Consider the following 8,661-nt stretch of genomic DNA (forward strand, 5'->3'; position numbering starts at 1 on the left):
GCTAACTATCCAATATTGTTTGTTAATGATGCGTTTAAGATGAAAAATAACTTTTGAGGAAAATAGTCTAACCTTCATCCCCACAAATTCTTACCTCTTGTCTCTCTTTGTCAATGGTTTTTTTATAGTGTTTTAGGCATTTGATTATTCAAATCTTTACTGCCTCTCTTAAATAAATCGGTTCCAGGTCTGTTTCTTGTTGGGATTTATCCTTCCATCGTTGCGATCCTAACTGCGCCAATTCTCGCGCATGCGGCCAAGCTCGTTCGGAAATTTCTGGCAATGACTCAGCACTAACAGCGAAAGTTAATTTACTGACTTCATCTTCTGCGCGCTCACGAGAAATGGTGTGCGATTTTTTGATACAAATCCCATTCTCGTAAATCGTCAGATAATATTCGCCGCGTTTCGCATCGGCAAAAACTCCAAGTCGACTGACATGAGCAAATTGTCTACCCACAGCATCGGCGCTTGGAATTCCCATGAGTTGAATACCTTTTGAAAGGCGCAAAGCCCGAGCAACAGCCAAACCAACTCGGATGCCTGAAAAATTTCCAGGCCCTAATCCCACCACTATTACCTTAACCTGCTGTAACATGGACTGAATTTTTTCCAATGCTTGAAAAAGTTCTTCGTTCCGATGATCTTTTTTCCATTCTTGTTGAAACAAAATTTGATCCGGCTTTTGTCCATCAATCAAACATAAAGATCCCAACGAAGAAGAGTTCTCTAAAGCAAGTAACATGATAGATTATTCCCAACTAATTTTGCGCTGTGTTTCATTTTGAATTTCTATTTTAACATGAAAAGCAGGCGTTAAAGAAAGCGTTTCTATTTTTTCGGGCCATTCCATCACAAGAACTCCTTCGTGCAACGCATCGTCTAAACCTAAAAAATTAATTTCTCGCTGAGATTGAATACGATACCAATCCGCATGCCATAAAGACAAACGACCTCCGCGATATTCATGCAATAAAGTAAACGTTGGACTAGTCACTTCACCGGCAAAACCTAAACCTTCTGCTATTCCTTTTACAAAATAGGTTTTTCCCGCGCCCATTTCACCGCTTAACGCCACAACATCACCCTGTTTCAATTGCTGAGAAAATTGCGTGCCAATCGCAACCGTTTCCGATTCGCTATTGGAAATGATCGAATCCGCCATAGGTTTTTAAGTATTTCGATTTTTTCTTTTTTGCACCTTTTTTCTTAATAACGCCAATTTGCGTTAAACGCGTTTGGAGCGGCCAGTGTTGCTGCAGTTTTTCTGCGACTTTTGGTTTTAGGGTAAAGAGTAATTCAAAATCCTCACCTTCTGACCAGGCTTGTTTTTTTGTAGCACCGCGAGTTATCGGCAATTTTTCTTCCTCAACTTCAAAATCCACATCGCTCATTTGACATAAACGCAGCAAATCTTTTCCTAGCCCATCACTAATATCCATCATGGCCGAAGGTTTCACATGTTTCACAAGCCATTGCGCCTCTTGCAAACGCGGCACAAAATCCAAATGCTTGCCCTTTCGCGATCCACCCAAAGTTCCTGTAACAAAAATAAAATCGCCTGACTCTGCACCCGATCGCAGCACCAGTTCTTTGCGTTTCACTTCACCTAAAAGAGCAATTGATAAAAAAAACTGAGAGGCTCGCGTAGTTTCACCTCCCACTAAATTAATCCCGTAACATTTCGCGCATTTCTCTATGCCTCGATAAAAGCCCAAAACCCGTTCCAATCTGGTGGTCAGCGGCGCACCCAATGTAATGAGAGCGGCCGTCGGCAAACCTCCCATCGCAGCTATATCACTCACGCAACGCGCCAAAGCCTTCCAACCCACGCGTTCCGGTTTTTCCTGCTTAAGAAAATGAATACCTTCCACCACTGCATCGGTTTTAAAAAGACAAAGTTTACCTTCAGATTGAGACAAGTTTAACACCGCGCAATCATGGCCAATTCCGTATAATACTCGTTTATTTTTTTTCTTCCACGAAAGCGTCAATTGTCGAATCACCTCATCTTCGCCCAAATCTTTTAGAAGATTTTTTTTAAACCGCATAAGACAACAAAACTTAAAATTCAAAATAACTAAGTTACCGACCTATAACCGCAACCAAATCAGGATAATTCATTGCCACGGTTAATGTCACGGCATTAAATAGTGCATGCAATCCAATATTGGTCCACAACGAACCGGTCAATTCATAAAGAAGACCTAGAAAAATTCCTAAAAACATCAAAGGCAAAAAAACGGGCAAATGTTGATGCATAGCACTAAATAAAATAGCAGTAATGAAAAGCGCCAGCCAACGCGGCCAAAACGATTTAAACCAAGCATAAAGAAAGCCGCGAAATAAAATTTCTTCCGATAAAGGCGCTAAAATCACCGCCAATAAAAAAAACCGAACTATTTCATCACGATTTTTTAATTCAATAAAATCTTTCAATAACAACTGCGGCTCCCAAGGAATTCCTAAAAACCGACATGCCCACTCTGAAACAACCGCGCCCAATCCCACCAAAGGAAGCGCAACAAAATAAGCAGCTAAAGGAACCAAAACACACAAAAATAAGGAACTCTTAGCCAAACCCAAAGCAGCAATAGGTTGTCGTCCCGCCAACCAGCATCCCACCAAACTTGCTGCGACCATTGCTACAGAAAAAAAATTCACTCCCCCGCCCAATAGAATCAAACACAAGACAATCAAAAAACCACCCAACGCCAATCGATCCAAAGATAAGGGAACAACCTGATTCAAATGCCAATCCAATTTTTTCTGTTGCGATTCCACGTGCAGCGAGCGTGCTTCTTAATTCGCCAACCAATGCGGCGACAAATAATAAGCCTTTCCCGGCTCTAACGCATAGCGATCAAGAGACCAGTTAAGCTCTACTTTCGTTGAGGAAGCCGAGCCAAAAAAGTTAAAAACTCGTCGCCAATCAAAAGGAGTCATATAACGCACGACACGAGCTTCGCGCACATTGGCAAGTTGTTTTGCCTTAATTACTGCATCTTCAAAATAACCTAATTGATCCACAAACTTTTCTTTAAGCGCCATCGGACCCGACAAAATTCGGCCATCCGCCACGCCTGTCTTCAATTTTTCCACATCCAACTTTCTTTCCTTAGCCACAATTGAAACAAAACGATCGTAAGTTTCCATGATAAAATCCTGAACATATTGCAACTCCTCAGGCGTTGGCTCCCGACTGCCGGAAAGCATATCCTTAAACTTACCTGATTTAAATGTTAAAACTTGCAACCCTACTTTATCCAACAACTGCCGATATTGCAGCGACTGCATAATAACACCAACACTTCCAGTAATCGTCATCTCGTTCGCAAGCAAATAACTGGTCCCCATCGCGGCGTAATACCCACCCGAAGCGGCCACGGACATCATATATGTTATAATCGGTTTTTTAAATTCATCCCGCGTTCTTTGCAACTCATGATAAAGCACATCACTCGCATTAACCTCGCCGCCTGGTGAATTAATACGCAATATAATCGCTTTTACTGATCTATCCTCACGCGCTTGTTTTAACTGTCGAATGATCTCTTCTACCTTCGACTCACCACTTTCTCCTGGTTCCGCATAAGTAATAACCCCCATTAAATCAATGACTACAATTTTATTTGGCGAGCGCCCTTCAACCATCGTTTTTTCCTCAAATTCACGATGCACAAACATACGAGATGCCGACGAGGATCGCTTCGCTTTCAAACCTACATAAAAAATACCGTTTAAAATCGCACTAATCCCTAGCAACAAAATTAAAAAAACAATCAAACAACCCTGTTTCGACGAACTTTGGCTCATAATCGTTTTTTCAAAATGACACAATTTTACTGGGAAGCAAGTGGATTTACGAATTGCGCAATTTGCGCATCGCCCTCCCAAGATAATCTATCACATGCCGGGGCAAAAGAGTTTCATAACTCTGTTTCGCTAATGCCTCATCAGCAGCAGCACCGTGCCACCAAGCTGCCAAACGTCCCGCCGCACAAACATCTAATCCTTGAGCAATTAAACCACCACATAATCCCGCCAAAACATCCCCCATCCCGCCAGTCGCCATGCCCGGATTGCCAGTAGAATTAATAGAAATCTCCTGATCACGTTGTCCCACCAACGTACCTGCACCTTTCAATAAAACAGCGCATGGATAACGTCGCAAAAAATCTTTCAACGCATCGCTTCGCGCAAACGTCCGTCCGCCCAACAACCGCTTCATCTCCCCTGGATGCGGTGTCAACAAAACCTTTTCATGCAACAAGCCCAATAAAGTTTGACTATTAGCCAACACCGTTAAAGCGTCCGCATCCAAAACCACACGCCGCGATCGATCCGTCAACAAACGCAGCAAAAAATCTTCCACCTCCTGAGTGACTCCCAATCCAGGTCCTGCCACGATGACCGCATGCTCCGAAAATTCCAATAAACTTTCTTCCACCTTTTCAAAAGGCCTTACCAAAGCTTCCGCTACAGAAGAGGCTACCACTTCATAAATTGTCTTGGGCACATGCACCGTCACCAATCCCGTGCCCGAAGCAAGCGCGCCTTCAGTTGCCAAAATTGCCGCCCCAGCCGTTCCCATTTTGCCCGCTACCAAATGAACATGACCGCAACTCCCCTTATGCGAAGACCATTTACGATAAGGAATCCTTTGACAAGCTTCGGCGCGATCAAAAAAATAAATATCCGCTTTTAACGCATCGCACGCGTCGTGAGGAATCGGCAACGGCACCACCTCAACCCGACCCACAAAATCCTGAGTTTCCTCATGAAAAAGCCCCAATTTAGGAAAACCGCAACACAACGTAATATCAGCCTTAACTGCGTTTTCCTGAATCTCACCCGTATCAGCCGAAACACCCGTTGGTACATCAATCGCCACCACCGAATTCCTACCCGCTTGCAAAAAAGATTTCGTCACAAACCTAATTTCATCCTTAAGCTTGCCTTGAGCTCCAATCCCCAACAAAGCATCCACCATGACGATACGACGTGAAAGCGGCACCTCACATTTCTCAATCGGTTCCACATCCGGCTCGTTTAAAGAATAAGGCGAAAAACAACGCACTTTTTTCTTTTTTTCCGCTAAATAACGCGATGCCCACAATCCATCTGCCCCATTATTACCCTTACCACAAAAAAACCAAAAGGCTTCTGCCTGCTCAAAATGAACCAGTAAATAATCCGCTATCCCCTTAGCCGCCGCCAAAATCAACCCTTCCTCGTGAATTCCGGCCTTTAATGCCGCTTTCTCTAAGGAACGCATCTGAGCTACCGATATAATTTTCATATTTTCATGAGCAACTTAATCTGCTAAGCAAAAAGAGTCATTGACAGATAGGACAGTTTCTTGGAAAAGTAAGAAGTTTAAAGGATAAAGACAAGCGAAAGAGTTTCAAATGAATAACAAAATTATTTTATATGTAGCCCTTGCAGCATCACTTTTGGCTGCTGTAGTTTCTTTCAAAACCTCTTTGGAAAAGAAAAAGCTAACCCAAGATCTCGCTACTACTACTGAAACACTCAATCAAACCCAAAACAAACTCGCTGACACCACGAAACGCTTGCAAGAAACCACTCAAGCCAAAGAAACACTTGATGCCAAAGTAGCGTCCCTAAATTCTGAAGTGGAAAATGTTAAGGCATCTCTAGCAGCAGCCGAAGCAAAAACTACCGAACTCCAAACCGCGCTCACTAACTCAGAAACCCAAATTAAAGAATCCGAAGCCAAGCTGGCTCAAATTCAAGAAATGTTTGGCGACAAATCTCCCGACGAAATCGTGGCTGACGCAGAACAAGCCAAGAGCGAAGCAGAAGATCTACGCAATCAACTTCGTATTGCTGAAGATAAGCTGGCTGCAGTGCAAGGTCAGGTTACTAAATATCAAGCCGAAGAAGAACTTCGTCGCAAAGGTGTTAGCCCTCCAGGAGTGACGGGTAAAATCGTAGCTTACAATTCTCAATGGAACTTTGTTGTTTTGGACATCGGAAAAAATCAAGGAGTCGTCGAAAATTCTGAACTCACCATCGTTCGCAATGATCAAGCCATTGGCAAAATTCGTATCGCTTCCGTCGATCAAACTACATCGGTAGCAGATGTCGTTCGCTTTGAAGAAGGAGCTCGGCCAACATTGGGTGATCTGGTGATCAGTAATTAATTCCATGCGCTTACTTTTTTTCGCCTTATTCTTAAGCGCCCTTTTTTTCCAAGGCTGTGCATCCAACGAGCCAGCTGATCGCGAAGAAGTTTCCACCTTACCCTGGAATCGCCCTCAACGCTGGGAAGGACAAGGCGCCTTAGGCGGAATGATGTCTTCTCAAGAAAACTAACTTTTTTGTTTCGCTAACCCTTAAACTGCAAATTCTCTAGCATTCTAGCGATAACCACCTGACTATCAAAATAACGTTCGGCCAGTTGACGTGCTGCTTTTTGTTCCTCAACAAAATTCTGGTGAACCCTTTCACAACTCCTTTGCGCTTCCGCAAAAGTGCTAAAGGTATGCAATCCCTTACCCACCGGCAAAACCTGGCTAATGCCGGTGTCTTGCAAAACTACCGGACGTCCACTTGCTAAATAACAAACGCTCCTATCACTGAACCAACCCGTTTGAGAAAGCACATATCCCCCCTTCGCCGCACTAAATTCTGCAGAAGAAGAACGAATATAATTCTGGTGATAGATGCTTTTCTCGCTGATTTCTTTCGCGTTTTTTAACTGCCAACCCGCTTCACAAAAGGGCAACAATTCCTCGGCATATGCCTCAATATCCGTCGCAATTTCAAACGATGTTTCTACTTTCCGAGGTAAATCGACCCAGCGAATAAATTCATCGTTTTTCCCTTTATACCATGCCCCTTGCCATTCGCACCAGGGATAACCTTGCCAATGCGCAATAGTAGAAAATTTCGCAAATGCCGATTGCGACTCATAAGGCCAATATCGCAACACCACCGGCGGAAAAGTCGGATGCCATGAAATGCCACATGTCGGAGCTCGAACTCCTTCCTGCCCCAAACGGGTTCCGACACTAAAAAAAATATCGTGTCCTTCAAAATTCATATTACTGCCGTAAACTTCAGACCAGATCTGCGTAAAAGCCGGATCCAAATCCAAATAAATCCGTTTGGCTTGAGGCATAGCTAAAGTTCGATTTTTGAAATGGCCCGAAATATTAAGAAAAAGATTGGCTTCTCGCGCAAACTTTTTTGCGAGTTCACATCGATTTTCCTGCCCAACCCGCAATAAGGTCGCTCGATCCGCCAAGCCAAATTCGTTGCAAATTGTTTCCCAATAATGACGATTAACACTCGTTTCATAAGGAGTCGGCTTCCAATTTTCATCAATACAACGATCAGGATCAATCTCTTCCACCATCCACACTTCCCAACCGGCCTCGCGAAATCCTAAAACCCAATTTAAAAAAGCCCACGTGTTGCCAGCGGCAGAAACGGGATGAGACGCGATACCAACGCCAATAACAATTTTTTTCGCCATGACGGCTAATCAATATTAAGTTTAATTTAGCGACTTCGCCATCTTTTGAGTATTGGTGGGATTTAATGTCATATTAGTCGCTAAAAATGTGGCAACAAGCGGCCGATGATCCGAAGCGCTAGCCCACGCTAAATTAGCGGGATCACCAGATTTTTCGCGATAAACATAAGATTTTTCCGGAACAAATTCCGTCATTAATCCCTCACTCGCAAACATGTAATCAATAACATGATAAGCTTTTTCATCAGAATAAAAATGTGTCCACTGATCGCCCAAATAATCTTTAAGAGGTAATTGATGCGTTAAAACCGAGTCATAACTATTGCCTAAAACCGTTCTACTGGAAGCGCTCGTTGGGATATCATTGAAATCTCCCATCACAAGCAAATTCACCTCAGGATTTTCCTTGTAACGATCCATCATATGGCTTCGCAAAATTAAAGCTTCATTACGCCGAATCACATCTTCTCCAAATTCATGAGTGCGAGGATCATTAAACTCATGCACTGGCCGTTTTGATTTAAGATGCGCTACCATAATCTCTAATTGATAAGAAGGATTCACTTTTATCACCGCATCAATAAAACCTCTCTCCACACGACGCGTGATTTTCCCAACACGCCACTTTCCTTCAATCTGTTGCCTCACATTAAGAGAAAAAGCGTCATCATTAAGCGCCTTGGTCGAAGCAATGGGTAACCGACTCAACAAAAGATTTTGTATTCTTTCATCATCTCCAACCACCGTAGCCATGTAAGGATAATCCAATCCTGCTTCTTTCAACGTTTTTCGAACCGATTTAATATTTTCATCTTTCGGATCGCGCAAAATTTCCATTAACCCCAAAACATCTGGATTGATCTTTTTCAAAATCCCAGCCACAGCCTCTTGTTCGTCCATCGGCTTCATGGCCATCACTTTTTTCTTTTTAATGACTCGACCCGTTTTCCCCCAATTTTCCACATTATAACTCGCCACGGTAACATAAGCAGGCGTCGAGGAAACGCGCGAAGATTTTTTTTCTGACTTACCGCTAACACTCTGGTAACCTAAAACCAAACCCAAGCCTAAAACCGGTAATGTCGCGATTTTTAGAATACGACTCATGGCCATAATCTAGTTCGTGTCAGCGCGAGAAGCAACTGATTTTGTGC

The 8,661-nt window shown here is 43.2% G+C and carries 10 protein-coding genes; 2 read left to right on the forward strand and 8 right to left on the reverse strand.

From position 1 onward, the window contains the following. Positions 1 to 148: 148 nt before the first annotated feature. Genes tsaB through K1X66_09720 form a run of 6 tightly spaced genes read right to left on the reverse strand, consistent with a single transcriptional unit; the run spans position 149 to position 5,302 of the window. Positions 149 to 745: a tRNA (adenosine(37)-N6)-threonylcarbamoyltransferase complex dimerization subunit type 1 TsaB gene (gene tsaB, locus K1X66_09695; protein ID MBX7158643.1), complete on the reverse strand. Its 597-nt coding sequence runs from the start codon at positions 743 to 745 to the stop codon at positions 149 to 151. A 6-nt stretch (positions 746 to 751) separates the two neighbouring features. After that, entirely contained in the window at positions 752 to 1,165 is a 414-nt protein-coding gene (gene tsaE / locus K1X66_09700) for a tRNA (adenosine(37)-N6)-threonylcarbamoyltransferase complex ATPase subunit type 1 TsaE (protein ID MBX7158644.1), read from the reverse strand. Continuing rightward, the gene (locus tag K1X66_09705; protein MBX7158645.1) at positions 1,140 to 2,051 is read right to left on the reverse strand and encodes a thiamine-phosphate kinase; all 912 of its coding nucleotides are present in this window, start codon (positions 2,049 to 2,051) and stop codon (positions 1,140 to 1,142) included. Before K1X66_09705 ends, tsaE begins: the two co-directional genes overlap by 26 nt. Before the next feature lie 34 nt (positions 2,052 to 2,085). Continuing rightward, positions 2,086 to 2,784, reverse strand: a complete 699-nt coding sequence (locus tag K1X66_09710; GenBank protein MBX7158646.1) for a CPBP family intramembrane metalloprotease — start codon at positions 2,782 to 2,784, stop codon at positions 2,086 to 2,088. An 18-nt stretch (positions 2,785 to 2,802) separates the two neighbouring features. Beyond that, positions 2,803 to 3,816, reverse strand: coding sequence for a signal peptide peptidase SppA (gene sppA, locus K1X66_09715; GenBank protein ID MBX7158647.1), 1,014 nt, complete (start codon positions 3,814 to 3,816; stop codon positions 2,803 to 2,805). A gap of 46 nt (positions 3,817 to 3,862) precedes the next feature. Then, on the reverse strand, positions 3,863 to 5,302 hold the full coding sequence (locus K1X66_09720; protein ID MBX7158648.1) for an NAD(P)H-hydrate dehydratase: 1,440 nt from the start codon (positions 5,300 to 5,302) through the stop codon (positions 3,863 to 3,865). Between the two features lie 109 nt (positions 5,303 to 5,411). Here K1X66_09720 and K1X66_09725 point away from each other — a divergent pair, with 109 nt between their 5' ends. Beyond that, positions 5,412 to 6,170 (forward strand): hypothetical protein, encoded by a 759-nt coding sequence (locus tag K1X66_09725; protein ID MBX7158649.1) that lies wholly within the window; start codon positions 5,412 to 5,414, stop codon positions 6,168 to 6,170. A gap of 4 nt (positions 6,171 to 6,174) precedes the next feature. Further along, positions 6,175 to 6,342 (forward strand): hypothetical protein, encoded by a 168-nt coding sequence (locus tag K1X66_09730; GenBank protein ID MBX7158650.1) that lies wholly within the window; start codon positions 6,175 to 6,177, stop codon positions 6,340 to 6,342. Between the two features lie 13 nt (positions 6,343 to 6,355). On the opposite strand, the gene K1X66_09735 is transcribed toward K1X66_09730, so the two are convergent. Together K1X66_09735 and K1X66_09740 are read right to left on the reverse strand one after the other, a co-directional pair. Next, positions 6,356 to 7,507, reverse strand: coding sequence for a hypothetical protein (locus K1X66_09735; protein MBX7158651.1), 1,152 nt, complete (start codon positions 7,505 to 7,507; stop codon positions 6,356 to 6,358). A 21-nt stretch (positions 7,508 to 7,528) separates the two neighbouring features. Then, positions 7,529 to 8,614, reverse strand: a complete 1,086-nt coding sequence (locus K1X66_09740; GenBank protein ID MBX7158652.1) for an endonuclease/exonuclease/phosphatase family protein — start codon at positions 8,612 to 8,614, stop codon at positions 7,529 to 7,531. Positions 8,615 to 8,661: the final 47 nt, after the last annotated feature.

This window comes from Verrucomicrobiia bacterium, assembly GCA_019694135.1.
In the GTDB taxonomy this organism is placed as follows: domain Bacteria; phylum Verrucomicrobiota; class Verrucomicrobiia; order JADLBR01; family JAIBCM01; genus JAIBCM01.